The sequence below is a fragment of the Streptomyces sp. ISL-98 genome, from assembly GCF_018614055.1.
GTDB classification, from domain to species: Bacteria; Actinomycetota; Actinomycetes; order Streptomycetales; family Streptomycetaceae; genus Streptomyces; species Streptomyces spiramyceticus.
Genome location: NZ_JAGGPB010000050.1, coordinates 108793 through 131139, shown reverse-complemented (window position 1 = coordinate 131139; position 22347 = coordinate 108793). Strand labels below are relative to the sequence as shown.

23 protein-coding genes and 2 pseudogenes are annotated in these 22347 nt (G+C 67.6%); 13 read left to right on the top strand and 12 right to left on the bottom strand.

The genetic code is table 11. The features are described 5' to 3' along the window. Positions 1–41: 41 nt before the first annotated feature. The 5 genes and pseudogenes from J7I98_RS30615 to J7I98_RS41525 form a co-directional block, all read right to left on the bottom strand. The gene (locus J7I98_RS30615; protein ID WP_214928289.1) at positions 42–200 is read right to left on the bottom strand and encodes a hypothetical protein; all 159 of its coding nucleotides are present in this window, start codon (positions 198–200) and stop codon (positions 42–44) included. Between the two features lie 50 nt (positions 201–250). After that, a complete protein-coding gene (locus J7I98_RS30610) occupies positions 251–1036 on the bottom strand; it encodes a hypothetical protein (protein ID WP_214928297.1) in 786 nt (261 codons plus the stop codon). Between the two features lie 124 nt (positions 1037–1160). Next, positions 1161–1847 (bottom strand): DUF488 family protein, encoded by a 687-nt coding sequence (locus J7I98_RS30605; protein WP_214928288.1) that lies wholly within the window; start codon positions 1845–1847, stop codon positions 1161–1163. A gap of 474 nt (positions 1848–2321) precedes the next feature. Further along, positions 2322–2867: a flavoprotein gene (locus J7I98_RS30600; RefSeq protein WP_214928287.1), complete on the bottom strand. Its 546-nt coding sequence runs from the start codon at positions 2865–2867 to the stop codon at positions 2322–2324. Next, positions 2864–3058: pseudogene (locus J7I98_RS41525) on the bottom strand (transcriptional regulator); the annotation flags it as partial. The pseudogene J7I98_RS41525 and the gene J7I98_RS30600, both read right to left, overlap by 4 nt. Before the next feature lie 14 nt (positions 3059–3072). Between J7I98_RS41525 and J7I98_RS41520 the strand changes: the two are divergent. Both J7I98_RS41520 and J7I98_RS30595 read left to right on the top strand, forming a co-directional pair. After that, positions 3073–3153 (top strand): annotated as a pseudogene (locus tag J7I98_RS41520) (N-acetylmuramoyl-L-alanine amidase); the annotation flags it as partial. A gap of 61 nt (positions 3154–3214) precedes the next feature. Continuing rightward, a complete protein-coding gene (locus tag J7I98_RS30595; RefSeq protein WP_214928286.1) occupies positions 3215–3877 on the top strand; it encodes an HAD family hydrolase in 663 nt (220 codons plus the stop codon). Here the strand turns inward: J7I98_RS30595 and J7I98_RS30590 are convergent. Beyond that, positions 3858–5138 (bottom strand): transcriptional regulator, encoded by a 1281-nt coding sequence (locus J7I98_RS30590; protein WP_214928285.1) that lies wholly within the window; start codon positions 5136–5138, stop codon positions 3858–3860. The two genes, J7I98_RS30595 and J7I98_RS30590, sit on opposite strands and share 20 nt — an antisense overlap. Before the next feature lie 196 nt (positions 5139–5334). On the opposite strand from J7I98_RS30590, the gene J7I98_RS30585 reads away from it, so the two are divergent. From J7I98_RS30585 to J7I98_RS30575, 3 genes are all read left to right on the top strand, one after another. After that, entirely contained in the window at positions 5335–5820 is a 486-nt protein-coding gene (locus J7I98_RS30585) for a hypothetical protein (RefSeq protein ID WP_214928284.1), read from the top strand. Then, positions 5817–6080, top strand: a complete 264-nt coding sequence (locus J7I98_RS30580) for a hypothetical protein (protein WP_214928283.1) — start codon at positions 5817–5819, stop codon at positions 6078–6080. Before J7I98_RS30585 ends, J7I98_RS30580 begins: the two co-directional genes overlap by 4 nt. 239 nt (positions 6081–6319) lie before the next feature. Next, complete coding sequence (locus tag J7I98_RS30575; RefSeq protein ID WP_214928282.1) at positions 6320–6976, top strand: NADH oxidase; 657 nt, start codon at positions 6320–6322, stop codon at positions 6974–6976. 12 nt (positions 6977–6988) lie between these two features. Here J7I98_RS30575 and J7I98_RS30570 read toward each other — a convergent pair whose 3' ends face one another. From J7I98_RS30570 to gntA, 6 genes are all read right to left on the bottom strand, one after another. After that, positions 6989–7600, bottom strand: a complete 612-nt coding sequence (locus tag J7I98_RS30570) for a response regulator transcription factor (protein ID WP_214928281.1) — start codon at positions 7598–7600, stop codon at positions 6989–6991. A gap of 48 nt (positions 7601–7648) precedes the next feature. Continuing rightward, entirely contained in the window at positions 7649–8908 is a 1260-nt protein-coding gene (locus tag J7I98_RS30565) for a sensor histidine kinase (protein ID WP_214928280.1), read from the bottom strand. A gap of 102 nt (positions 8909–9010) precedes the next feature. Beyond that, positions 9011–11308 carry a TOMM precursor leader peptide-binding protein gene (locus J7I98_RS30560; RefSeq protein ID WP_214928279.1) on the bottom strand — a complete coding sequence of 766 codons (2298 nt, stop codon included), beginning with the start codon at positions 11306–11308 and terminating at the stop codon, positions 9011–9013. 23 nt (positions 11309–11331) lie between these two features. Continuing rightward, positions 11332–11535 carry a hypothetical protein gene (locus J7I98_RS30555; protein WP_214928278.1) on the bottom strand — a complete coding sequence of 68 codons (204 nt, stop codon included), beginning with the start codon at positions 11533–11535 and terminating at the stop codon, positions 11332–11334. 406 nt (positions 11536–11941) lie between these two features. Then, positions 11942–12916 (bottom strand): helix-turn-helix transcriptional regulator, encoded by a 975-nt coding sequence (locus tag J7I98_RS30550; protein WP_214928277.1) that lies wholly within the window; start codon positions 12914–12916, stop codon positions 11942–11944. A 171-nt stretch (positions 12917–13087) separates the two neighbouring features. Beyond that, positions 13088–13786, bottom strand: coding sequence for a guanitoxin biosynthesis heme-dependent pre-guanitoxin N-hydroxylase GntA (gene gntA, locus J7I98_RS30545; protein WP_274558617.1), 699 nt, complete (start codon positions 13784–13786; stop codon positions 13088–13090). Between the two features lie 264 nt (positions 13787–14050). Here gntA and J7I98_RS30540 point away from each other — a divergent pair, with 264 nt between their 5' ends. The 8 genes from J7I98_RS30540 to J7I98_RS30505 all read left to right on the top strand — a co-directional run bounded on the left by J7I98_RS30540 (position 14051) and on the right by J7I98_RS30505 (position 22312). Beyond that, a complete protein-coding gene (locus J7I98_RS30540; protein WP_214928275.1) occupies positions 14051–15544 on the top strand; it encodes an anthranilate synthase component I family protein in 1494 nt (497 codons plus the stop codon). Then, entirely contained in the window at positions 15541–16113 is a 573-nt protein-coding gene (locus J7I98_RS30535) for an aminodeoxychorismate/anthranilate synthase component II (protein ID WP_214928274.1), read from the top strand. Before J7I98_RS30540 ends, J7I98_RS30535 begins: the two co-directional genes overlap by 4 nt. After that, positions 16106–17131 carry an anthranilate phosphoribosyltransferase gene (gene trpD, locus J7I98_RS30530; protein ID WP_214928273.1) on the top strand — a complete coding sequence of 342 codons (1026 nt, stop codon included), beginning with the start codon at positions 16106–16108 and terminating at the stop codon, positions 17129–17131. Before J7I98_RS30535 ends, trpD begins: the two co-directional genes overlap by 8 nt. Next, complete coding sequence (gene trpC, locus J7I98_RS30525; RefSeq protein ID WP_214928272.1) at positions 17128–17904, top strand: indole-3-glycerol phosphate synthase TrpC; 777 nt, start codon at positions 17128–17130, stop codon at positions 17902–17904. The genes trpD and trpC overlap by 4 nt, the downstream gene beginning before the upstream one ends. Positions 17905–17939: 35 nt before the next feature. After that, complete coding sequence (locus J7I98_RS30520; protein ID WP_214928296.1) at positions 17940–19340, top strand: class II 3-deoxy-7-phosphoheptulonate synthase; 1401 nt, start codon at positions 17940–17942, stop codon at positions 19338–19340. A gap of 128 nt (positions 19341–19468) precedes the next feature. Beyond that, positions 19469–20434: an ATP-binding cassette domain-containing protein gene (locus J7I98_RS30515; protein ID WP_214928271.1), complete on the top strand. Its 966-nt coding sequence runs from the start codon at positions 19469–19471 to the stop codon at positions 20432–20434. Positions 20435–20454: 20 nt separating this feature from the next. Beyond that, a complete protein-coding gene (locus tag J7I98_RS30510) occupies positions 20455–21261 on the top strand; it encodes an ABC transporter permease (RefSeq protein WP_251021437.1) in 807 nt (268 codons plus the stop codon). Between the two features lie 160 nt (positions 21262–21421). Continuing rightward, the gene (locus J7I98_RS30505) at positions 21422–22312 is read left to right on the top strand and encodes a helix-turn-helix transcriptional regulator (RefSeq protein ID WP_214928269.1); all 891 of its coding nucleotides are present in this window, start codon (positions 21422–21424) and stop codon (positions 22310–22312) included. Positions 22313–22347 lie beyond the last annotated feature (35 nt).

The window sequence follows — 22347 nt, the reverse complement described above, 5'->3', positions numbered from 1 at the left end:
CAACAAAATCACGAGACACTAGAGATCTTCAATGGCTGGGGTTACGGCGGTTGGAGGTCTAGGCCGGTCTTGGCGATGAGGCCGTCTATGAGGCCGGGGCGGTACTGCATCCGTTTGAGCCGGGTCTTCACCAGCGCGGTGAGCTGGTCGATGGTCTGTTTGGTGAGGTTGGACAGCGACCTCTTCAGGTGCGACCACACGCCCTCGACCGGGTTGAATTCGGGGGCGTAGGGCCGCCGATAGCCGGGGGCTAGGCTGGAAACAGGCCGTCCTGGACGAAGTCCACGACGTTCCGCTCGGGGTAGAAGAGACCCAGCAGCATGAACGTCTTGGGATGGGCTGCGATGTTGCCTACGAAGAAGTGCACGGCACGGTCCGCCGCGAACATGCGATCGTTCCACCGCTCACAAAGCTTCTCCTTGACCTGCTCCTCGCCGTACTGCCGAAGGAACTTCCGGTAAGACTCACCTGCTTCCCAGTCCTTGAGCGCCATGTTGTGCCCGGGGCACGCTCCATCAGAGCAGCGGAAGCGGTAGCGAAACTCCAGCGGAACCCACTCCAGCGGGCGGAGGTCCTGCTCGAAGAGGTCGAGTTGGTCGGCGAGGGCAGCCTTCGAAGCCGGCCACGGCTCGGCAGGCGCCAAACGGAAGTCGGTCACTGCCTCTGGACGGAAGACTCCCAGGGAGGTGTCGCAGGCCTCTTGATCACGCTTGATGGCGCACAGAGAAGGGGCCACGAGCGGCTCAACGTACTCGTATCGCTTCTTCCAGCCGTCAGCGGTCGTGATCTTCTCGATGACCTCAAGCGTTTCCAGCTTCGGACGAAGGCTCTCGGGTCGGCGGTCGCGGTCATGGCGCTGCACATCCACTTCGACCACCGAGTACTTCGAGAACTGCGTCGTCTCGGCCAGAAGCCTAAATGGCACCGGGAAGAGCCGTACGTGTTCGGGCGCTCCGCGATCAAGTCGTATGCCCGCGACGCAACTGGTCTCCCGATACTTGGCGGAAAGCTCCGGATACGTCTTAACGGTGATCATGATGCGTGCGTGCTGCCACACTCCTGCCATCGCAGACCCCCCAAGCCGACCTCGCCATATCGGTCAAATTGGAAGGGATCCGCTCCTTCGAGCGCAAGGGTGCCGTCACATGACGGGGGCTAAGTCAGGCCAGCGAGGCGACCGGAACTGCTGCATGCTTGCGGACGGCGTCCAGGACAACCTTCCGGTGACAGCGCTCCTCGTCCTTCTCGAAGCAGAGAACTGCGATCCGCGAGTTCGTAGCGCGTTCTGCGAGCAGATCAAGATCGGACTTGGCTTCCTCGGAGCCCAGGCGACTGCGGAAGTTGGCGCGCCCCTCCGCGATGCGACCGTCCCAGAAGGGAGCCCGGTTTTCCTTGGGGTTACCCAGGCTGCGCAGGTGGATGTACTCGATGCCAGCCTCTGCGAGCGCCAGGCCGAGGCGAGTCTTGCTAAAGCCGACCTTACGGCTGATGGGGGTGAGCCGTACGTCAGCGACAGTGTCAATGCACGACTCGCGGAGGGAGGTAATGAACGAGTCGATGTCTCTTCCCTCGTAGCCGGTGGACCAGAGTCCGGGGGTGACAACGGTCGAGTGGAAGAGCTCGTCCAACGTCACTTCCAAGACGTCGGCGATGGCTCCGACAGTAAAGAATCCTGGCTGAATCGCGCCCTCGCTCTCCAGGCGTGCGAGGGTCCTGACATGGATCCCGGCCTCCTTCGCGAGGCGCTCACGCGTCCACTGGCGGTTCTCGCGGAGTGTGCGGACTTGCTGAGCCAGTGCCCTCGCGCGGGCCTGCTCTCGAGCGTTCGCTGGAAGACGACCGACCATGAAGCGTGATCCTAACGGCCAAGCAAATGGCGTTCTCAGTTGCCGTGGCACTGGATGACACCGGCGCCTCTGCACCTGGCAGATTCGTGGCAAGACCGGGTGCAGCCGAAGACTACCGTGAATGCACCTGTCGAATACGTGTCGAAGTGGCGTGGTTCTACGGGAAGTTCGGCGCAAAAGTGCACTTCAGATGCCCTGGCTTCCCTGATCATCCAGGTGTCTTCTAAGCGCTTGGCCGCATGTTCGACTTACAGGGGCGCTTCGCGCGTACGACCACCTGGCGCTCCTCTCGCGGAGGGCGGGTCGGACGCAAATTGGCGAGGACCCATAGAGGCGGCGTAAGCGCCGGACCAACCTCTGGTAGTGAGGGTGCCAGTCCGGTTGAGCCGTCGCAGACGGCTCTCAGCGGCGGTCTTCCCAAAAACCCACTACTGCGCCGTCGCATGCCTCTGCCAGCACACACCGCAGCCCTGATCACGAGTGCCGTGGCACATTGGGTGCCAACAGCTCCAGCGCCTGCTCCCAGCGGAATTTGTCCCGCCCTCCTCCAGCCTTGGGCTGGTGGGGTTCGTAGTCGCCGATCAGGACGCCCATCTCGCTCAGCCGCTCCAGGCTCTGCCGGTATGCGGGGTGGGCGGCCTGGGCTTCGTTCAGATACGGCAGGACGGCGATCGGGATACCGAAGCCGTACGCCTCACACAAGATGCCCAGCGCGAGGGTGTCCGATATTCCAGCGGCCCACTTATTGATGGTGTTGAAGGTGGCCGGTGCTACGGCGACGGCGTCAGCAGGGGGCAGCGGACGCGGGTCACCGGGCGAGCGCCACGCGGAGCGGATCGGGTAGCCGGTCTGGGCCTCGACCGCCGCCGCGTCGATGAAGCCAAGGCCCTGCGGGGTGGCGACGACACCGACGTCCCAGTTTCGCTCCTGCGCGGCGGTGATCAGCTTGCCGACGTCATCGGCAATGCCGGCCGCGCAGACGACGATGTAAAGGAACGGCTTCTTGGGCTGATCACTCACGCGGGGACCCCCAGATGGCGGCTGAAGTGGTGTAGTTCCAGAAGCGTACGACGGCGGTCGCGAGCCGCCATATCGGCGACCAATTCCCGGACTGGGCGGCGAATATCTGGGGCGGCGCAGCTCTCGGCAATGCGCAGGGCCTGGTAGCTGTTGGCGACTCAGCCTTGTTCGATGTACGCGCTGGCTGTCTCCTGTCTCCGCCCCACCTGGCCGTGCCTGCCACGGCGTCATCGTCATGGACGGCACGACCCACCTCGTCGGCTACCGTCGCGCCAACCACGCCGGATTCTCTCTTCGGAGGGCAGTGGCTCTTTCGGCGTTCTTGGCGTCCGTCTACGCTGCCGGTCATGATTCGTGCAGTGGTGTTCGATGTCGGTGAGTGCCTCGTGGACGAGACCCGCGAGTACGGCACGTGGGCAGACTGGCTTGGCGTGCCTCGTCACACCTTTGCCGCCGTCTTCGGTGCTGTCATCGCCCAAGGGCGCGACTACCGCGATGTCTTCCAGGAATTCCAGCCTGGCTTCGATCTGTACGAGGAGCGCGAGAAGCGTGCCCGGGCCGGTAAGCCCGAGCGGTTTGACGAGAGTGACCTCTACCCCGACGTCCGGCCGTCCCTCGCTGCGCTCCGCGACGCCGGACTGTGGCTCGGTATTGCGGGTAACCAGACCGTTCGCGCCGGCAGCATCCTTCGTGAGTTGTTCAGCGACGACGTCGACCTCATCGGCACATCGGACGACTGGGGTGCCAGCAAGCCGGACCCGCTCTTCTTCCAGCGAGTTGCTGAGGTCGTGCCTTTCGAGGCCGAAGAGATTCTGTACGTCGGTGATCGCGTCGACAACGATCTCCGCCCCGCCGTAGCCGCCGGCATGCCGACCGCTCTCGTACGCCGAGGGCCGTGGGCCACCATCCAGTGGCGCACCGAGGAAGCGAGGTCGCTGCCGACGTTTCGTATTGAGTCGCTGATCGAACTGCCCGAGGCAGTCGCGAAATTCAACGCTGGAGTGCGCTGACCGTCGCTCGCCATCCGAACATCGCATCGTCCAGGGCGACGACGCTTGGATGGTCATGCCACGGCTGGAGCGCCCGGCGGACGTCGCGGATACGGTCCATGCCGGTGGCGTACCAGGTCACGGAGAGCTGACCGAGTGCCTGCTGCGCCCACTTGCACGCCTCTTCCGTCTTCTTCTCGGCGGCCGCCACCGCTGCGAGGTCTCCGAGCACAACCGCGCGCTGCTTGCCCGCATCGGCGGGCAGCTCGTCCAGGACGTTCAGAAGAGTCTCGGCCGCCTGTGCGAAGTGACCGGCCTTGAGTTGGGTGTTTCCCTTGAATGCTGCCAGGCGGGCCGGGCTGAACCAGTCCATCCACTCCGGGGACACGTACTGATTGCCCGCTGCGAGGACGTCCTCTGCGTGACGGATCAGGTTCAGTGCCGTACGTGGATGCCCGCAGCGGGTCTCGCATTCCGCCTCGACCGCGTCCAGCCACGCGTGGAACTCAGCGCTGGCCTGCCCCCGTCGTGCATATGAGCGGGCTGCCCTCATCCGCTCCTGGGCGAGGCTGCGTTCGCCTGCCCACCCGGGGGTGAACGCGGTGTGTGCCAGCACGGCAGCGCCAAGGAGCGCATCGTCGGCTTCGCCTGCGGCCTGGAGGGCGCGGATGTACGTGTCTGCGGCGGAGTCGGGGTCCTGGAGGTCGAAGAACTCGATACGACCGGCCATCAGGGCCGACTCCGCCAGGGCACGCGCGAGCAGCATGCGCGGCGTTCCTGCGGTCTCGGACATCAGCGCTGTGCCGAGGCGCGTGTGCTCGACCACCGTGGGGTGCATCTGCGCCGGTTGCACCGTCCAGTAGAGCCGCCGATGGGCGGCAGTGATCAGGGCGTAGTCGGCAGCGACGCTGTCGGGTTGGAACCCTCCATCGCTAGTCGGCAAGGGGAGAGCCGCAGCAGCGATCGCCCCAGATCCACCTGGTGTCCGCGGATTAAAGGGGTCGTCGAGAAGGTTGTCAGCGGCGCCCCAAGCGGGGCTGAAGCCGAGGTCAGCCATGGGCATGTTGCCGAGGACGTGGCGCAGGGCGCGTTGGTAGTGAGACTGCGGCCACGGCGGATTCTCGGATTCCCATCGGCGCACCTGTCGGAGACTGACCTGCAACGTTCCTAGTCCCAGTTGTGGGCCGGCGTTGTTGAGCGCGTCGACCAGCGCCTGCTGCGTCCCGTATCCGGCCGCGACGCGAGCGGCCTTCAGCTTGGTGTTGCCGTTGGGGCGGGTCATCTCTTACCTCCGACGGTGTCTGATTCCCGTCAACGGTAGACCTCAACTCGGGTGACAGGAAGTCCCCTTGGGGTCCGGTAAGAGTCCTCAATACGGCCTTCGATGGGACGTCCGGCGAGTCCACTATTGAGCATCGACCGAAAACACTGCACAGAAGGTGCCACCGCAGGCATCTCTCGCAGCGAGGGGACTCAGCGTGCACCACACCAGAACCGACACCGATACGGCTATCACCAACTGGTTGGCCCGCACGCTCGACGTGCCGGCAGTCGCCCGTCAGGAGTGGCAGGACGGCGCCGTCGCAATGCTGCCGTTGGGCGGCCTTTTCGACGCCGTACGTATGCCTGCCGTCACTGTGCACGCCGCCGCCGGTAACGACGACCGGGCGTTCGTCGCCAGGTTCCTCGCCGAGATCCTCGACGGCGGACCTGTCATCCATGACCCGTTCTCCTGGTACTACGCGTTGATGCCGCCTCAGACATCAGAGACGTGGCGCTCGCCGTTCGCCACCTGTATTGGGCGCGGGGCGTGGCTCGGCGTACCGCGTACGGACCGCACCGCACTGGAGACCGGCGGCCCGTACTGGTCGGTCCCCATGCAGGACGCGGGCGTCCTGGGCTCCCCCGAAGCCGTGGCCGAGTTGATCCGTATCGGCCACGCGCGGCTTACGGCGGCGTCATGACGACACAGACCCCGTACAAGACGCCGGAGTGCCGCCTCGGCGCTCACGACCTCTGCGCCGGCCCGCGCACCGTGCGACTTCCCGGTGTCCAGTTGCCCGTCGAAACACTGCTCTGCGACTGCTCGTGCCACAAGCGCGCCCTCGTCGCCGCCGCCCCCGACGCAGCGGGCCCCAAGGATCCCCCTTCCTTGCCGACCAGCCTGAGTAGAGCTCGGGCCATGCTGGCAGCTGGGGGTGGTCGAGGAGGGACGTATCCGTGAGCACATGAAGAAGGGCGGGCAGCGGCGGGACTCGGTCGTCCACGCCATTCTCGATCGTGAATGGGCCACGTCCAGTTAGCGAGTGGCTGATTTCCCCTGTCTGCAGGCCGAAGTGCCCCCTCAGTGTGGTTGCAGCTTGCATGAAATATTCATGCCAAGCGTGTGAATCCGTGGCTGTCGGTGACTGAACCCTTGGGCCCATACTCGGCGTGATGATCGTGCCAAGTTGAGGAACCTCCATGGGGAATACGGACGAGTACCAGACAGTGCATCTCTGGTCCCTGAGCGAGGATGTCGTCATCGAGTCGGAGACCGACGACGGCGAGCTTGTCCTGTCCGGGCCGTGGGGGCCGGAGCGTATCGCGGCGGTGCCTCCGGTTGTTCGTGAGGCATTGCACCGGATGGAGCTCGGGCCCGTACTCCTGAAGAATGTCGAGCCCCGGCCGGACAGTAAAACATCCAAGGCCGGGGTGTATTTGGTATTGCTGCCCGTTCTGGAGCGGCTGTCTCATCTCGTCGTGCGGACGCTTGGTGTCGGGGATTTCCGGGGGCCCGTGCTCTCCGTGTGCCCGGTGTCCCGTCACGCTCTGTTCAGTTCCGTCCGGCTGACCGCCATGGCGCCCATCCAGCTTCCGCGCGGGGTGTCGTTCACGCTGGAGGCGGAAGGGTTCGCGCTGGAGCGGGACGGGTCCACGCATCGGGTGCTGCTGCACCGGCCCGAGGCGGTGTGGGTGGTGGGGATGCTGGTCCGGCCTGTCACGCCGGACGCTGTGTCGGACGCGCTGCCGCTCCCCCGGGCTCTGACGTGGAGCATCATCGAGTACTTGGCCTCGGCCGGCATGGTTACGCAGGTAGAAACCGGAGTAGAAGCCGGAATGGAGGCTGACCTTGCCTGAGCTTTGTGCGGGTTATAGGAGCCAGTCCGCGTCTCTGGCGATCTTGATCGCGTCCACCCGGTTCCGTGCGTTCAGCTTCGTCACGATGGTGGTGAGGTAGTTGCGTACCGTACCCAGGGAGAGCTTCAGCTGGCTTGCTATCTCTATCGGCTCCAGGCCCTCGGCGGCCAACTGGAGGACCTCCGCCTCCCGTTCCGTCAGCGGCGTTTCGGTGCTGTTCCATGCCGAGAGTGCGAGCTGTGAGTCGATGACCCGCTGGCCTGCCGCCACTCGGCGTACCGCCGACGCGAGTTCCTGGGGCGGCGCGTCCTTCAGCAGGTATCCGCTGACCTGCGCTGCCAGGGCCCGGCGCAGTGCTCCCGGGCGGCCGAGGCTGGTGAGGATCAGCGTCCTGCACTCCGGCAGCCGCTTGCGCAGGCGTGCCGCGGCCGTCAGGCCGTCGAGGCCGGGCAGGTCGATGTCGATGATGGCCACGTCCGGCTCGTGCTCCAGGGCCGCCGCCAGGATCTGGTCGCCGCGCTCCAGTTCGGAGACGACCTCCAGGTCGTCCTCCAGGTTCAGCAGAGCCACCAGTGCTCCACGCACCATGTTCATGTCTTCGGCCAGCAGAATGCGGATTGTCACGGCGGGGGGTTCCTCCTCGGACCGGGTGACCGGGTGGGACAGGGCGGCTCAGGCTGCGGGGTCCTTGGTGGGGGTGGGGAGCGCGTCCTGCGCCTCGTTCGCCTCCAGGTCGGCGAGCTTCCTGACCAGGCTCGCCGGTGCCTCCGCCACGAGGTGGAAGGTTCCGCCGGCGCCGTGCGTGGCGGTGAGCTTTCCGGATGCCGTACGGAGGCGGGCCTCCAGGTTGCCCAGGCCGCTGCCGCTGTGCGGTGATACGTCACGGTAGGCGGGGTCGACGCCGTCGTTAGAGACGGACAGCCGTACCCACCCGGCCTCCTGTATCGCTTCGATGCTGCAGAAACCGGCCCGGGAATGGCGCAGCAGATTCGTGACCGCCTCGCGCAGTACGGCGGCCAGCACCGTGTCGACCTGCTGGTTGAGCTTCGCGATCCGCACTTCCGCCTGCACCTCCACGTCCGCCGCTTCCAACAGCGACTGCGCCGAATGGAGCTCCTGCACCAACGACATGCTGCGCAGGCCGCTGGAGACGGCACGGACGTCGGCGAGCGACTGGCGGGAGATCGTGAGGACTTCGCTGATCTCCTCCATCGCCCGCCTCGGATGCGTGGGTATGAGGCGGTGGATCAGCTCGGTCTTGAGGGTGATGGCGGAGAGGCTGTAGCCGAGCAGGTCGTGCAGGTCCCGGGCGAAGCGCAGGCGCTCCTTGGTGACGGCCATGCCTGCGAGTTCGCCACGTGTGTCATGCAGTGCCTGCACGAGGGCCGCCATGCGGGAGAGGCCGTACACCACCAGGCCGGTCAGCAGCGTCGACTGGCAGAGGTAGATCGTCTCCTGTACGGAGAGGCCCTCCAGCGTCGGCGGGATCAGCATGGTCAGTCCGACGACGCCGTACGCGGGCCACGCCACCCGGCCGGGCAGAAGCAGCAGCAGAGATCCGGACAGGAATCCGGCCATGGCTCCCCATTGGGAGTGGAAGACCGCGATCGGCAGATAGGTGAGCAGCGCCTGGGATCCGAGCGTCACGGCCTTGTGCCGGGCGGGGGCCTGACGCGCTCCCGTGCCGGAGTGCCTCAGTTGCAGAAGGAAAATGAGGCAGAGGCAGATGAGAGAAGTGACGAGTGAGAAGGAATCGAGTCGCGCTCCCACGAGGTTGATGACCGTGATGCCCAGATAACTGATCAGCGCGAACGTGAGAATGATGCGGGCCAGCCGCGGAGCCGGCAGATCCGGAGCGCCGGGCGGCGGGCTTGTGGCCTCGCCCGTCATCGCGGCCTCTTGGGGGGTGGGTCTCTCATCGTGACGTGGCATGGTCGTTTGCCTGCGTGACCTTGTCTGTCTTGTCTTGTCGAACCTCAGTGCTATGTGAAGATCATAGTTGATCGGTGTGAAGAATGGGCTGAGATCGAAGAGTTACACGAACAGCGGGATGGGGTTCAACTGTTCGTAGGGAGTCGGCTCGGCGCACCTCCCCAGCGTAACGGGGGTGTTGAAAAGCCGGCCCGGAGCGAACCTCGGCCAGAAGTGACGAAGGCCGGGAACAAGCACCTTTACCACGGGTAGTTCAAGATCGGGTCGGCTTTGATCGAGAACCAGGAGTTCCATCCCGCGCGACCGGACCAACTCTGTGATCTGGTCGATGTCTTCCTTCAGGTCGGTGTTCGGAACGTAGGACCAGCCGCGCGGTCCCCGGCCCGGCTGTTTCGAATCGGCCGGCGAAGCTGACAAATACGGCTGGTTCGCAAGGGTCGCGCGGCGCCACCAGTCGAGCGGTTCCGCATCCGTGATGAGGTACCCCGTCCCCTGGTCGGTCACATTCGCGACCAGCGGCAGCAGTTGGCCCATCTCCGTCAGCGCCCTGCGCAGCGCCAGCCGCGGATCGAAGTGCGCGCCGAAGCCGAAGACGATGTCCTGGGCGGGTTTGTCCGTACGCCGTGACAGGGCGGCCACCACCGGAATGCCGAAGTCCGATGTGAGGTCCAGCGCCCACACCTCGCGGTTCAGCGTCCGGTAGCCGTCCCGCAGCCGGTCGATGTACGGCTCCGCGAAGGCGTCGAGGTCGATGCCGGGCTGGCGGGTGCGGTTGTACCACCACAGGGCCACGGCGTCCCGCTCCACCAGCTCCAGGAAGCCCTGGATCAGGGCGTCTTCGGGGCTGCTGCCCGCGGCGTTGCCGTTGGAGTCGGCGAACAGGCCGTCCGGCGCCTCCTCCTCGCTGTAGTAGAGCATCGAGGTGGGCAGCAGCCGCTGGACGCCCTGGGTGAGGGACCAGACCGGCGTCCAGTCGGTGGGCCGCCTCTCGTCGAACCGCGGCGGCACGTACTGCAGCCGGGAGCCGCGCCCGTTCCAGCTGTCGCGGTCCCGGAACTGGCGTGCGTCGTACAGCTGGCAGGCGTTGGGGTGGACGGCCGCCGAGCCCAGGGCGGCGTACGAGTCGCGAACGACGGGTTCGTCGCCCTGCCGCGTACCGCTGTAGCGCTCCACCGCCTCACCCAGCGCGCTGGTGCGCGCCTCGGCCTCGTTAAGGCCCTTGCCGCCGCTGAGCGCGCGCAGTCCGGCGCGCAGGCCGGCCAGGGTCGGGCTGCGCATCGCCAGGTTTTCGCCGGCGAGGAAGGCATTGACGAAGCCGGGGCTTCCGGGGGCCCTGCAGATCTCCTTGATGATGCCGGTGACCGGGTCGACGAGATGCCCGTACCGGTCGAGCATCTGGGCGGGCGTGAGGGCCCGGTGACCGTTGAGGTCCTGTACGGCCTTGGGCCGCGACACCGGCACGAACGGGGCCCCGGCCCGGCGGGCGACCAGTCCCGGATCGCCGCAGACGGCGCACTGGGGGAGCCGGGCGACCGGGTGGGCGGTGCTGGTCAGCGCGAGCGTGTCCAGTGTGCGTACGGCGTTCTGGGCGTCGTTGCGTACGCCGGCCAGCCACTTGGCGGCCTCCAGCACCGCGAGGTTCACGGTGAGGGAACGGCCGGCCGCCAAGGTGGCGTGCGGGCGGGGCGGCGGGCCGTCCAGGCCGAGCGCGCGCCGCAGCGGCCACTCCGAGAGCCGGTGGCCGCGCAGCCGGGTCGCCAGGCAGTTCCAGCAGGGCCCTTCGTGGGGGCGGAAGACCGGACCGACCCAGGAGGCGGTGGAGCCGAGGCGTGCGAGGAGCCAGGGGCGTTTCGACGCGCGGTGTTCGGCGTCGATGTCCGCCAGGCCCGGGGAGAGGTAGTCGTCGCACAGGACGAGCGTCAGGTCCGCGTCGACCTCGGGCGGCGCGACGATGAGTCCCGAGGCACTGCACGCGGAGTGCGCCTCGTCCACATCGATTTCGGCTAGAGCGACGATACGTATCGAACTGTGGGCCAAGGTGGCCGAAACCTGGCCGCCGTCGAGGCCGGCCAGGTCCCAGTACGCCTCAGCGGCGGGGTCGGAGCAGGGGGAAGCGAGCGGGCTGTCCGCGGGGGCAGGACGCAGGCGCAGCAGTCCGGCGGCGTCGAGGGCCCGCAGGGAATCGAGGGCCTCCTCCGCCGTGAGTGCCGGAGCCGCGTCGCGCACGACCTCGTCCGGACAGCGCGTGCCGTCCAGCAGCGGAACCAGTACTTCGGCGTGGTCCCCGTGCAGCGCGGTGACACCGCGCTGGGAGACGAGATATGCCGCCTCACCTGGGACGATGGTCGCACGGAAGTGGCCCTTGAAGCCGATCCGCGCGCCGTCGCCGGCGCCCGTCATGCCGGTGCTCCCCCCTGCCCCGCTCACCCCTCGTGCCGTATGGAAGCAGACAGCGAGGTGACAGCCGGTGACGAGGCCACGCACACGCTGAGGAGCGCCGCACCCTGCTCGGCCGGCGAGTCGAGATCCTCGATCATCAGGTGCCCACCGGCGGGACGCGCGGTGGCCGTGGCCGTCGGGTTACCGAAGCGCTGGTGGGTACCGAGTGCGTTCTTCACTGTGATCATTCCTTTTCACATTGGCCAGTTTTTACGGGAGTGATTCTGCACAGCGCGGGCAGGGCGCAGACAGTGTCGGAATCACCGTGCGGATGTGAAGTTCTCACGGGTCTGGCGTATGCCTTCGTCGACCGCCAAATCTTATAGCGCCCGATGCGAACTTCCCTTAGCATTCAACTTTCATGATTGGCCGTCAGCCACATCTGAGCGCCAGATTCCGTTTACGGAAGAGTGGCTGTCTCGGGGCCCAGCGGCCAGAACTCGGCAGTAACATCGAGTGGTTGCACCGGATTCTGCCTGTTCGGCCGCGGAAGGCCGACCGGAAATCCCACCGGGGCACCGCGCCCGAGCCCCCCTGCCGCGCGGATGTCGCCACCCCGCCCGGCCTCCCCCCTGTGCGCCACAGTGAGCTAGCTCACCCCACGGCGGACTGTGCGCTGAGACGCCCCCCGGCGGTGCGTACGGCTTCGCGGAGCCGGCCGCCGAGCAGCTCCCTGCCCAGCGGAGTGACCGAATGCAGTACGCAGTTCCGCACCCGCCGGGTGGTGATCAGACCGGACTCGCGCAGCACGGAGGCGTGCTGGCTGGCGGCGCTGGGAGAGACACCGAGGAGCTCGGCGAGCTGGCTGGTGGTGCAGGTGTCCGTCAGGGCGCGCAGGGCGGCTGCCCGCGTCCGGCCGACGAGCGCGGTGAGCGCCTGGCCGCCGCTCGCCTCGGAGTGTTCCGTACGGGAGAAGAGGCTGGTGACACCCGGCGGGACGGCGAAGACCAGGGCGGAGAGACCGGTGTCGCGCTCGGCCTCGACGACGCGCCCGACGGCGCCCGGCAGGAACACGGAGGGGACGAGCAGCAGCCCCTGGCCCTTCAGTTCGACATCGATGTCGGGCCCGTCATGGATTTCCAGCACCGGCGGATTCCAGACGATCCGCGGGTGCAGCGTCGTGAGCAGCTGCTCGACGCCGCCGGTCATGGCGATACGGCCGTGCGCGTCGCACTCGGTGCTGAGGCGCTCCAGGATGCGGTCCCAGTACGGCGCCACTCCGATCCGCCACATGTCCATCGCCAGGCGCGTCGCCTCGGCGCGGGACAGGCTGTACGTCGAATGAGCAGCATGGGCAGCATGGGCGGAAGTCGCTTTTTCCGCACGTGAGTTGAGAAGGAACAGAAGGTCGTCCGGGGCTTTCAGTGACCGGAACTGCGGGCCCAACTTCTTGCTCAGTGAGGGATTCTCCCGAAGGCGCCCCAGTACGTCGCTGCGCCATCGCGCGTACTCCGTATTGCGCGATCCGGTCAGCGCCCCCAGCGCGAAGGCTCCTTCGGCGACCGGGCCGAGCGAGCTCCGCAATCGAATACGGGCCAGGTCTGCGGTGGTGAAGCGAATTCTTTGCATGCAATGCCCCTGTGAGTGAAGTGTGGGCCGACGGCACTTAGTCCTGCACGGCCGAGACGCCAGTCCGCAGCCGACGATGCCATGGCCAAACTTGTGCGCACAGTGCCCAGCTACCAGAACCGATGTGGCCGATTCATAACCGGTGGCGTGAATTCCTCACAGGTGTCGTGCTCAGCTGTCCGGCGCCGCCTGTGCCGGCCCCTGCGAACTCGCGCCGCCCTGCGGGTGGAAGGGGCAGCGCCATTGGTCGTCCGTGGCCGATCCGGAGTACTGGCGGGCCTCGGACGCGTCACCGAACTCGGTGAGGTTCGGATTGATCGACTGCTGAAGGCGTTCCTCGCGCTGGCGAATTCGCCGCTGGAGTCCGTAATACGTGCCGGTGGCCTTCAGTCGCCGGAACTGGTGGTGCGAGTTGAAGGCGAGAGCCGGTTGCGCGTAACGCCTGCTGATTCTGGATGCGTTGGGGTGCATACCGACCACGAAGAAGGGATGGCCCGCCACGCTGTAGGTGAAGTTCGGTGACGCCGGATCCGCATCGACGTCATGCGCCCACGAATAGCCCCGGGCCCGGTCCACCGCGTGCAGGTCGGTGAGTTGCTGCCACAGCAGCTCGTCGAACTTTTCCTCGCCGAGCCCGGACGGCGCGTCGAAGACGGCCACGAGAGTCGCGAAATTCTCCTCGGGCGCCAAGTGATGGTTGACGAAATCCGTCACGGCCGTATGCAGGTCGGCGGTCGCTTCGTCGCTGCCCATCATCCCCAACTCGACTTGGGTCAGCGTCGTTCGGCGCACAGCGGCCTTCGCCGCCAGGCACGAGAAGCCTTCGCTCATTATCCAGTCCTCCAGATGCCCACGGACCGGACCCGTCATAGCTCCCCCTCACTGAACATCACACATCCTTTGGATACCAAGTCACCCTAGGCAGCGGCTTCTTGGCTTGGCAATGTTGGCCGGGTCATTTAGTTACAGCTTTATCGGCCCGGTTAAGGCAGTACTAAATATGGGCCGGGAACCGCACTGCGACCGGGGAGTTTCGTGGGCCACTGAAAGTTATGGCGTGCCGATATCGTGCGCTCTTACTGTCCGGATGGGATCTCCGGCGATACGGCCTGGCCTGAATTCGAGGAAGGCGACATGACCACCCATCTGACCGAAGACGTCACGGAGGGGACGGCCGAGGCCGCATCCGCCACCGTGCCCAGTCGCGCCACCGCCGCAGCGCTGGCGCGAGAACACGACGTCGTACCCCTGTATCAGGAGTTCCTGGCCGACGCGATCAGTCCCGTCACCGCGTTCTCCCAGCTGTGCGGGCCGGACGAGCCGGGGTTCCTGCTGGAGAGCGTGCCTGTCTCCGGTGGTGTCGCGCGCTATTCGTACGTCGGCCACCGGCCGGTTCCGCTTCAACTGGCCGACGGCGACCCGCTGTCGGCCCTGGAGCCCTGCCTTGCCGCGTCGGAGGCCCCGGTCCCCGGCCTGCCGCCGTTCCACGGTGGTGTCGTCGGCTATCTCGGGTACGAGTCCGTACGGCACTTCGAAAAGCTGCCGGTATCGGCGGGCGCGGCACCCGGACTGCCGGAGCGGGCCTTCCTGTCCGTCGACGAACTGGTCGTCTTCGACCACGCCACCCGGCGCGTGCTGCTCATGACTCTGCACCGGCCGCGGCGCGAGTCGTACGACGACGCCGTCGCCCGGATCGTCAGCCTGGGCCACCGGCTGCGCGACGCCGAGGCGCCCGGCCAGTTCACCGGCCGGCCGAGGGCACTCACCCCGGTCGCCGAGGGCGACGAAATGGCCGACTGGGAGTCGAACTTCACCGAGGAGGAGTTCACGGAGCGGGTCGGCCGCGCCCGCGAGTACATCGCGGCGGGCGACGCCTTCCAGATCGTGCTGTCCCAGCGGTTCAGCAAGCCGCTGCTCGCGGAACCCATCGACCTGTACCGCCACCTGCGGTCCACGAATCCGTCGCCGTACATGTACCACCTGAGCCTCGGAGGCGGCCGGCACATCATCGGCGCCTCACCGGAACTGCTGGTCAAGGTCGACGGCAGTCGGGTGGTGACCCGTCCGCTGGCCGGCACCCGGCCGCGCGACATCGACCCGCAGGCCGACCTGGAGCTGGAGCACGAGCTGCTGGCGGACGAGAAGGAACGCGCCGAGCACGTCATGCTCGTCGACCTCGGCCGCAACGACATCGGCAGGGTCACCGAGCCGGGCACCGTCCAGGTGGAGCAGCTCATGCGGGTCGAGCGCTTCTCCCACGTCATGCACATCTCCTCGACCGTCTCCGGCCAACTGGCTCCGGGCCACACGGCGTTGGACGCGCTGCGGTCCACCTTCCCGGCCGGGACGCTCTCCGGCGCACCCAAGATCCGGGCGATGGAGATCATCGCCGAGCTGGAGCCGCAGCAGCGCGGGGTCTACGGCGGCGCGCTCGGCTTCGCCGGCTTCGACGGCCTGGCCGACTTCGCCATCGCCCTGCGCACCATGGTCGTCGCCGACGGCCGGGTGCACGTACAGGCGGGCGCGGGCATCGTCGCCGACTCGGACCCCACCGCCGAGTACCGCGAGACGCTGCACAAGGCGCGCGCGATGGTCACGGCCGTACGGGAAGCGGAGGCGCAGGCATGAGGCCGCTCGTCGCAGTGATCGACAACTACGACTCGTTCACCTACAACCTGGTGCACTACGTCACCGAAATGGGCGGGCAGCCCGTCGTGTTCCGCAACGACGCCACCACGGTGGAGGAACTCGCCGATCACGACCTGCTGCTGATCTCCCCCGGCCCCTGTACGCCGTCCGAGGCGGGCATCTCGGTCGAGGCGGTGCGCGCGCTCAGCGGGCGGCTCCCGATCCTCGGCGTCTGCCTCGGCCACCAGTGCATCGCCGAGGCCTTCGGCGGGTCCGTGGTGCGCGGCGAGCCGGTGCACGGCAAGACGTCCCCGGTGCACCACGACGGCAGTGGTGTCCTCGCCGGGCTCCCCGACCCCTTCACCGCCACCCGGTACCACTCGCTGATGGTCTCCCCCACCGGGCTGCCGGACGAGCTCGTCGTCAACGCCCGCACGGGGGACGGCACGGTGATGGGCCTGCGCCACCAGAGCCGTCCGACGTTCGGTGTGCAGTTCCACCCCGAGTCGGTCCTCAGCCCCGAAGGCAAGCAGCTGATCGCCAACTTCCTGGAGTGCAGCGGTGATTGAACACCTGAGAAAAGCGGCTCGGCGCCGCCTCACCGAAGACGAGTCCGCCACCGCCATGCGCACGATCATGCGCGGGGACGCGACGCCCGCGCAGATCGCCGGATTCGCCATGGCCATCACGGTGCGCGGCGAATCGGTCGACGAGCTCACCGGAATGGCCCGTACGGCACAGGAGTTCGCCACGCCCCTGCCGTTCGACGCTGATGTCCTCGACACGTGCGGAACGGGCGGCGACGGCCTCGACACCTTCAACATCTCCACCGCTTCCGCGATCGTCACCGCCGCCTGCGGGGTCCGCGTCGCCAAGCACGGCAACCGCAGCGCCTCCTCGGCCTGCGGCAGCGCCGACGTACTCGAAGAACTCGGGATCCGGATCGACATCGGGCCGTACGCCGTCGCCGAATGCCTGGCCACGGCGGGCATCACCTTCATGTTCGCCCCGGTGTTCCACCCGGCGTTCAAATACACGGCGAGCCCCCGCAAGGAACTGGGCACCCGCACCGTCTTCAACCTGCTGGGGCCGCTGTGCAACCCGGCGAACGCGCGGCTGCGCACCCTCGGCGTCCCCAACGCGGACCTGGTCGAGCCGATGGCGGAGGTGCTGGACCGGCTCGGCGTCACCCGCGCCCTGGTGTTCCACAGCGAGGACGGCATGGACGAGCTCAGCACCGGGGCGGCGGCCCGGGTCGTCGAGCTGCGGGACGGGAACCGTACGGCGTACCGGTTCGATCCCTCGAAGCTCGGGCTGCGGCCGGCCGGCCCCGCCGACCTGACCGGCGGCGACCGCACCGTCAACGCCGCGATCATCCGCCGGGTTCTGGACGGCGAGCCCGGAGCGGCGCGCGACGTCGTGGTGCTCAACGCGGCCGCCGCACTGCGGGTCGCGGGCGCGGCCGACACGTGGCAGGACGGCCTGCTTCTCGCGGAATCGGCGATCGACAACGGTGAGGGCTCGGCCCTGTTGGAGCGGTGGGCCAAGGTCTCCTGGCAGCACGCGGAACTGGAGGCATCGGCATGAGCGACGTACTGGCCACCCTCGTGGCGGACGCGGAGCGGCAGACGGCCCGACGGCGGCGGGAACAGCCGGAGTCCGTACTGTCCCACCTCGCCGCCACCGCTCCCCCGCCCCGCGACTTCGCGGCCGCGCTGGGCGAACCGGGCCTCGCCGTCATCGCGGAAATGAAGCCGCGCAGCCCCTCCAAGGGCCCGCTCACCGACGACTACCGGCCCGCCGCACTGGCCCGCGCGTACAACAGCGGCGGGGCGAGCGCGATCTCCGTACTCACCCACGAGGAGGGCTTCGGCGGCACTCCCGAGCACCTGGCCGTCGCCCGCGCCGAGTCGGAGATCCCCGTCCTGCGCAAGGACTTCATCGTCGACGAGTACCAGGTCCTGGAGGCCCGGGCGCTCGGCGCCGACGCGCTGCTGCTCATCGTGGCGGCCCTCTCCCCGCAGCGGCTGGCCGAGCTTCTCGCGTACACCCGCGAGCTGGGGATGGAGGCGCTCGTCGAGGTGCACGACGCGGACGAGACGGACATCGCGATGGCGGCGGACGCCAGGGTCATCGGCGTGAACCACCGGAATCTGCGGGACTTCACGATCGACCGGACGCTGTCCGCCCAGCTGCGCGGCCGCGTCGGCAGGGAGCGGCTGATGGTCGGCGAGAGCGGCATCCGAGGGGCGCAGGACGCGCGTGAACTGGCGCAGGCCGGGGTGGACGCGATCCTCGTGGGCGAGCTGCTCATGCGCTCCGCGAACCCGGGCGCCACCGTCAAGGAACTGACCGGATGATCAGGACGAAGGAAACGGTGAGCGCCGTGCACACGATGGAACTCAAGACCCCCGCCGGCTCCGCGGTGCACCGGGCGCCGTCGTCCTGGCGTCCCGACTCGTGGCGCGGCCACCGCGCCGAGCAGCAGCCGGACTGGCCCGACCTCCAGGCCCTGGAGCATGTGGAGAACACCATCGCGCTGCAGCCCCCGCTGGTGCTGCCCGACGAGATTCTCGGCCTGCGGCGTTCCCTGGCCGGTGTCGCGGCGGGTGAGGGGTTCCTGCTGCAGGCGGGCGACTGCGCCGAGCGGTTCAGCTCCTGCACGGAGGACGGCGTACGGAGCAAGCTCAGGGTGATCCTCCAGGTGGCCATCCTGCTCACGTACGGCTCGGGCATGCCGGTGGTCAAGGTCGGCAGGATCGGCGGCCAGTTCGCCAAGCCGCGCAGCAGACCCACCGAGGTGGTCGACGGCGTCGAACTGCCGGCGTACCGGGGCGACATCGTCAACAGCCCGGAGTTCACCGCCGAGGCCCGGCGTGCGGACCCCGAGCGCCTGCTGCGCGCCTACCAGCACTCGTCGGCCTCGCTGAACGTGCTGCGGGCGCTGAGCCGGGGCGGCTTCGCCGACCTCGACCAGGCGCACGCCTGGAACCAGGAGTTCGTCCGGCGCAGCGACGCCGGGCGGCAGTACGAGAAGGCCGCCGACGACATCACATGGGCGCTGCGGTTCATGTCCGCCTGCGGTGTGGACACCGGGTCGCAGTCGGCGCTGCATCAGATCGAGCTCTTCACCTCGCACGAGGCGCTGCTGCCGCACTACGAGCAGGCGCTGACCCGGTACGACGAGAAGCTAGGCGCCTGGTTCGACACCAGTGCGCACATGGTGTGGATCGGAGACCGGACCCGGCAGCTCGACGGCGCGCATGTGGAACTGCTGTCCGGAATCACCAACCCGATCGGCATCAAGGTCGGCCCCTCCACCACCCCGGCTCAGCTCCGCGCGCTGTGTGAGCGCCTCGATCCGGAGCACGCGCCGGGAAGGCTGGTGCTCATCAGCCGGCTCGGCGCGGGGAAGGCCGCGGAGCTGCTGCCGCCACTGCTGCGGGCGGTGAAGTCGACCGGTCACCACGTGGTGTGGGCGTGCGACCCCATGCACGGGAACACCTTTGTGTCGACAAGCGGCTACAAGACGCGCCGGCTGTCCGACATCACCGCCGAAGTGGCCGAGTTCTTCGCCGTACACAAAGAGGAGGGCGTGCATCCCGGCGGAATTCATCTTGAGCTCACCGGGGACGACGTCACGGAATGCCTGGGCGGAGGCATGGACGAGATTCTCGACACCCATCTGGGAACGCGTTACGAGACGGCCTGCGACCCGCGCCTCAACGCCAGCCAGTCCATCGAACTCGCCTTCCGCATAGCGGAGTTGCTGCGCGAGCACCACAGTGCCCGATGACGCCCGATCTGGGGTGCCGCGCGGTGAACAGCACTATTCGGCGCGGCCTTAATGACCTGGTGACGTAATTCCGCGAGTGAAAAAATTCAGCCCGAGGGACGTTGGTACGACCGGAAGGGACCGCTCCCATGTCGCTAGCGATCGAGGCCGAGGGACTGGTCAAACGGTACCGGGAGACGACCGCTCTGCGGGATGTCGACCTGGCCGTGCCCGCCGGTACCGTGCATGGCGTACTCGGGCCGAACGGGGCCGGTAAAACCACGGCGGTGCGCATTCTCGCCACGCTGCTGACCCCGGACGCGGGCCGTGCGACGGTCGGCGGCTTCGACCTGGTCCGCGATCCGGTGTCGGTACGACGCGTGATCGGGCTCACCGGCCAGTACGCGGCGCTCGACGAGGAGCTCAGCGCCCTGGAGAACCTGGCGCTGATCGGCCGCCTGCTGAAGATGTCGTCGTCCGAAGCGCGGGCGCGCGGCAAGGAGTTGCTGGCGAACTTCGGCCTCACCGACGCGGAGAACCGCCCGGTGAAGACGTACTCGGGCGGCATGAGGCGGCGGGCCGACCTGGCGGCGAGCCTGGTGGGCCGGCCCTCCGTGCTGTACCTGGACGAGCCGACCACCGGCCTCGACCCCCACAGTCGCAACGAGGTCTGGGAAACGGTCCGCAAGCTCGTCGCGGACGGCGTCACCGTGCTGCTCACCACGCAGTACCTGGAGGAGGCCGACCAACTCGCCGACGGGATCACGGTGTTCAACCACGGCACGGTGGTGGCCGAGGGCAAACCGGACGAGCTCAAGCGCCGTGCGGGAGGTCAGACCCTGGAAGTACGCGCGGCGCTCGGGCACCAGGTGGACACGGTCGCGCAGATCATGCAGGCGCTGACCGGCCAGACGCCCGTGCGCGACGAGGACACCGGCCGGCTCACTGTGCCGGTGCACGACCCGATGATGCTGTCCGCCCTGGTCCACAAGCTCGACGAGGCGGCCGTGCCGTTCGACGAACTGGGTCTGCGGCTCCCCACGATGGACGAGGCGTTCCTCGCGATCACCAGGCCAGAGGGACAGGAACGACTCACGGAAGAGGCTCTGGGATGACGGGGACGGGGATGACGGGGATGACGACTCCTGCGCGGGCGAGCCAGAAGATCGGCCCGATCGAGGCCATCGGGCAGGCGCTGTCACTGGCGTCCCGGAACATCACGAAGATCAAGAAGAACCCCGACGCCCTGATCGACGTGACACTCCAGCCGCTGCTGATGCTGTTCATGTTCACGTTCCTCTTCAGCGGCGCCATCGCCGACGGGGACAGCGACAGCTACCTCCAGCAACTGGTACCGGGACTCATGGTCTTCAGCCCCCTGTTCGTCACCATCGGAACCGGCGTCGCGCTGTGCTCGGACATCCAGAAAGGGGTGTTCGACCGCTTCCGCAGCCTCCCGATCGCACGCTCGGCCCCGCTCGCCGGGACCGTCATCGGCGATGTGGTGCGCTATCTCATCTCGGTGTCCGTGGTGCTCGGTGTCGGCATGCTGATGGGCTTCCGCGTCCACACCGATCCGCTCTCGGTGCTGCTCTCGATGGGGCTGATGATCGCGTTCGGGCTGTGCCTGTGCTGGATGGCGATCCTCGCCGGCATCATCGTGCGTACTCCCGCCGCCGTACCGGGAATGCTCATCGGCGCGGTCATGCCACTCAGTTTCGGCAGCAACATTTTCGCCCCGGCGGAGACGATGCCGGGCTGGCTGCAGACCTGGGTGAATATCAACCCCGTGACGCTGATGACGGACGTCAACCGCAGCCTGCTGCTGGACCAGGGCTCCATCGGCACTCCACTGATGGGCGGAGTGGCCTGGATGGTCGGATTCGTCGCGGTCTTTTTCCCGCTCGCCATGGTGGCCTACCGCCGCCGGCTGGGGAAATAGATACGCCCGGGTGAACAGAGACGCCCGGACGCCCAGTAAAGGGGCCGATTCCGCATTTCCGGCCGGAAACTTCATACGGGGTGTTGAGTTCTTCATGCAACGCGTGCACTTAAATGGCCAGGATTTAGCCCGCACGATGGTGGGGGTCACTGCGAGGCCGGTGGCGGAGACTCTTTTCGCACTGGAATTGCTCGCTCGTCAGGGTGGCGGTGACCAATTCGCCACCTGGCGCAGCCGGACCAAGAACCGGCTGGGCCGGCGTGCCCGTTCGCTGCTCACTCTGGCGCGCACGATCCGGCCCATCCCCGACCTTCTCAGCATGGTCGAGAGCCCGGCCGAGCTCGACTCCCACGGAGAGGCCGGTCTGAGCCTCGTCGGCTCCCGGCGGCAGAACGTGGCAGGCATGATCGAGGAGTTCCACAAGGTGGCGCTCGCGCCCTACTGGGAGCGCGTCTCCGCGCGCCTGGAGGCGGACTGCTCGGCCCGCGGCCGCCTGATCCTCAACGGGGGCATCGAGCGGCTGCTGTCCACGCTGCACCCGTCGATCCGGTGGAGTTCGGGCGTACTGGAGATCCCGAGCCACCGCTCCCAGGACATCGACCCGGCCAGCCGTGGTCTGCTGCTGACCCCGTCGCTGTTCCTGTTCGACAAGCCCATCCTGATCGACAGCGCCAGCAGGGCCCGGCCGCCCGTCCTGGCGTATCCGGTGTCGCTGGACCGCGCCGCGGCGGCCACGCTGTGGTCGGCGCCGAGCAATCAGGACGCCGCCGACGCGCTCGGCGCACTGGTCGGACGTACCAGGGCGGCCATCATGAAGAGCCTCACCGTCAGCTGCAATACGAGCGAACTCGGCCAGCGGATCGGCATTTCGGCGGCGTCGGCCAGCCAGCACACCTCGGTGCTCCGCTCCGCCGGGCTCATCACGACTCAGCGCCGGCTCAACACCGCGCTGCACTCGCTGACCCCGCTCGGTGTGGCACTGCTGAACGGCCACCAGCACCAGGACCTGGCGCGAGGCGCCGCCGCGAGTCTGCGGCTGGCTCCCGAGTAGGCCCGACTCCCACGCAGGCCCGGCTCCCGGGAAGG

Coding starts and splice junctions, on each gene's coding strand:
- trpC (WP_214928272.1), top strand. CDS start 17,128: ATGAGCGACGTACTGGCCACCCTCGTGGCGGACGCGGAGCGGCAGACG.
- J7I98_RS30560 (WP_214928279.1), bottom strand. CDS start 11,308: ATGACGGGCGCCGGCGACGGCGCGCGGATCGGCTTCAAGGGCCACTTC.
- J7I98_RS30565 (WP_214928280.1), bottom strand. CDS start 8,908: ATGCCACGTCACGATGAGAGACCCACCCCCCAAGAGGCCGCGATGACG.
- J7I98_RS30595 (WP_214928286.1), top strand. CDS start 3,215: ATGATTCGTGCAGTGGTGTTCGATGTCGGTGAGTGCCTCGTGGACGAG.
- J7I98_RS30575 (WP_214928282.1), top strand. CDS start 6,320: ATGGGGAATACGGACGAGTACCAGACAGTGCATCTCTGGTCCCTGAGC.
- J7I98_RS30520 (WP_214928296.1), top strand. CDS start 17,940: ATGGAACTCAAGACCCCCGCCGGCTCCGCGGTGCACCGGGCGCCGTCG.
- J7I98_RS30550 (WP_214928277.1), bottom strand. CDS start 12,916: ATGCAAAGAATTCGCTTCACCACCGCAGACCTGGCCCGTATTCGATTG.
- J7I98_RS30555 (WP_214928278.1), bottom strand. CDS start 11,535: ATGATCACAGTGAAGAACGCACTCGGTACCCACCAGCGCTTCGGTAAC.
- J7I98_RS30580 (WP_214928283.1), top strand. CDS start 5,817: ATGACGACACAGACCCCGTACAAGACGCCGGAGTGCCGCCTCGGCGCT.
- gntA (WP_274558617.1), bottom strand. CDS start 13,786: ATGACGGGTCCGGTCCGTGGGCATCTGGAGGACTGGATAATGAGCGAA.
- J7I98_RS30510 (WP_251021437.1), top strand. CDS start 20,455: ATGACGACTCCTGCGCGGGCGAGCCAGAAGATCGGCCCGATCGAGGCC.
- J7I98_RS30540 (WP_214928275.1), top strand. CDS start 14,051: ATGACCACCCATCTGACCGAAGACGTCACGGAGGGGACGGCCGAGGCC.
- J7I98_RS30605 (WP_214928288.1), bottom strand. CDS start 1,847: ATGGTCGGTCGTCTTCCAGCGAACGCTCGAGAGCAGGCCCGCGCGAGG.
- J7I98_RS30590 (WP_214928285.1), bottom strand. CDS start 5,138: ATGACCCGCCCCAACGGCAACACCAAGCTGAAGGCCGCTCGCGTCGCG.
- J7I98_RS30610 (WP_214928297.1), bottom strand. CDS start 1,036: ATGATCACCGTTAAGACGTATCCGGAGCTTTCCGCCAAGTATCGGGAG.
- J7I98_RS30515 (WP_214928271.1), top strand. CDS start 19,469: ATGTCGCTAGCGATCGAGGCCGAGGGACTGGTCAAACGGTACCGGGAG.
- J7I98_RS30535 (WP_214928274.1), top strand. CDS start 15,541: ATGAGGCCGCTCGTCGCAGTGATCGACAACTACGACTCGTTCACCTAC.